1 protein-coding gene is annotated in these 2,491 nt (G+C 57.6%); it reads right to left on the bottom strand.

The features are described 5' to 3' along the window. Positions 1–76 precede the first annotated feature (76 nt). A complete protein-coding gene (locus tag B9Y90_RS25885; protein ID WP_085543135.1) occupies positions 77–2,173 on the bottom strand; it encodes a phage tail tape measure protein in 2,097 nt (698 codons plus the stop codon). Positions 2,174–2,491: the final 318 nt, after the last annotated feature.

The following is a 2,491-nucleotide window of genomic DNA, read 5'->3' as shown; positions in this document are numbered from 1 at the left end:
AAGGGTACGCCCCGGAATGACGCGGGCAGCAGCTCATCAATACCGGCCAGCGCCGCCAGCTGGGAAAGCATATCGGTCATGAGCCATACCTCCGGCTGGTGCGTTCCTGCTGAAGGGACATCACGCCGTGAAGTTCATGGCCGTCCAGCAGGACCTGAACGTTAACCACCGGCGCAGGGATGACAGGCACCGGGAAGGCAGACCCCGCATGGCCACCTGCTGAGCTGCCGCTCCAGTTCTGGAGCATGGACAGCGCCTCGGAGGAGGTCGGCAAGTGGCTGGCGTTGGCTTTTTGGTTACGGGATTTCAGGCGGGCCAGCTCGCTGTTCTCATCCTTGCCGCTGACGGTATCAGAGGGATACAGCACGCCGGTAAGCACGTCCACGCCCGGAATGCTGAGCAGACCATCTTCGAACACACCATTGGTGAGTACGCGTTTCCCTCCCTCAATGATGCCCCTACCACCGCGCATGGTTGCCCCCCATAAACGGGCAAGCGTGCTGCGAGATTCTGCGGCTGCAGCGCCAGCCTCTGCACCTGCAGAGCCTGCAGCTGCTGTTTCTGCAGCGGTAACACCCGCACCGGTGATCGCTTCTCCGGCGGCACCACCTCCCAGCCTGGTGATTAGCCCATACCCACCTTTAAGAGCCGATGTTAATGCCAGAACAGACATGGCCATAGCCGCGCCCTCAGCAGCCATAGCGACTTTAGGAAACGCCACCGCCAGCTCAGCGAGCTTGATCTCCGCATTTCCCAGCGCGTCAGAGAAGGGTTTAACGACGGCGTCACTAGCCCGTTCTTTCTCTGTTTCCATCTGCTGAGCTTTGTAGTTCGCCGTATCTTTCATGACACCGTAATCAGTATCAGTCGAGCGTTTTCCATCAGGGAGATCGAACTGTTTTTTAATGTCGTCTGAAATGGTCTCAAACTGTTCTTTATTTCGCTCATATCCCAAAAAAGCGTTCGCGGACTGCTGGTTACGGAGAAACAGCCCCACATCCTGGCGGTGCCGTTCGTCAATTGCCCGCTGCAGGTTGGTGCGTTTCTCTGGATCGGTGGTTTTCGCCAGCTGCTTTTTCCAGGTCTGCATATTTTTATCATTGTCATCGACAGCCTGGACAATATGCTCCAGCGTGTAGAGTGCGTTATGCCCCTCCTTAGCATCATGTGTTACGGCACTGTCCCAGTCGATGGCTCGTCCATGGATCTTTACGCGATGCGCGCTATGCGCCAGATTTCGGGATGAAAGCTCTGTCAACAGGTCACTGGCGTTTGTTGCCCCTTCATCTGCATTACCTGCGATAGCTGCGGCAGTTTCATACAGGGCCATAACATCCGCGTACCCACGAGTTCCGACAAAACCCGCCCCTCTGGCGTTCTCCAGCCCCCGAGGTGTTTCGCGGGCCAGAATAGACAAATCAGCCTTACCGTGTTGAGCGGCAGTCGTGGCTGCATCCAGCGCTACCAGCGATTGTTTACCCTCCAGGCCGAAGTTGTAGGTGGCGGTGGCCAGCGAGGCAACATCCCGCGGGTCAGCCCCCGTGGCTGTATTAACCTTCATGATCTCCGGCAGCGTGCTGTAGATTTGGTCTCTGGGCATTTTTGAACGCCCCAGCACTTCCGCCGCCGCAACAGCATCTTCTCGTTTTCCGCCGCCATACTCCGTGGCCTTATAGATGTTTTCCCGTAGCGTTGTCACCCCAGCCAGGCGTTCCTGGACCGAGTTTTTATCGCGGTAAAGAAAGTTTGCGGCAGTGTGCAGCTCAGAATCAAAATCTCTCTGCTGATGCAGGGGCTTACTCAGCACCATGGCGGCCCCGGTTGCTCCTGCAGCCACGCTACCTATGAGGTTTATGCCTGATTTTAGTCCTGTCATCAGGCGATGCTGAGCGCGATCTGTTTCACCCAGCTCTTTACGGAGTTTGCCGACATTCTCTGTCAGCTTCGTGTAGGCGCGGCCCTGTTCTTCAGCCGAAACCACCCCGCTGCGGGCAAGGTCCTGATAAGCGCTTATCTGCTGACGGATTTCGCTACGAATTGCCATACCTGAGCGCATGCCCAGCTGCTCACGCGCCTGCTGGGCGCGCTTCACTTCTGCCTGGATCTGGCGATAGCGCTCGGTGAAATTATCTTTCAGCCCGATGCTGAACTGTGTTTCAAAGGGACCGGCCATGGATTATGTCCTGCGGGATAGGCGTTGACGCCGGGAGGATTGGCGGCGGCTCACAAAGGTTGTGCCGCCGCCACGCTGCTGTTTAAACCAGGCTTTGGGGTCCTCGATGCGTTTCACACCATCGAGGAGCGCTCCAAGTTTTACAACATCGAGAGCCCGGATGTCTGACTCGTCGTATCCGTACCGTCGGAGCCGGAGGCAGGCAAACCGGAAGTCCCTGAGCCGCCGTTCGCGTCCGCGCGCTTTTTTTTGAGCGCATCGCGGGCGGCCGTCAGCTGGCGGTAGTCGTCGCTGTCCATGTCCCGCAGCAGGTCGTAG

The sequence above is a fragment of the Cedecea sp. NFIX57 genome (assembly GCF_900177785.1).
GTDB classification, from domain to species: domain Bacteria; phylum Pseudomonadota; class Gammaproteobacteria; order Enterobacterales; family Enterobacteriaceae; genus Cedecea; species Cedecea neteri_C.
Note: the sequence above shows the minus strand (reverse complement) of the source record. Positions and strands in the feature narration are given on the sequence as shown.

What these genes read in the sequence shown, in the direction of transcription:
- B9Y90_RS25885 (WP_085543135.1), bottom strand. Translation starts at nt 2,173, where the DNA reads ATGGCCGGTCCCTTTGAAACACAGTTCAGCATCGGGCTGAAAGATAAT.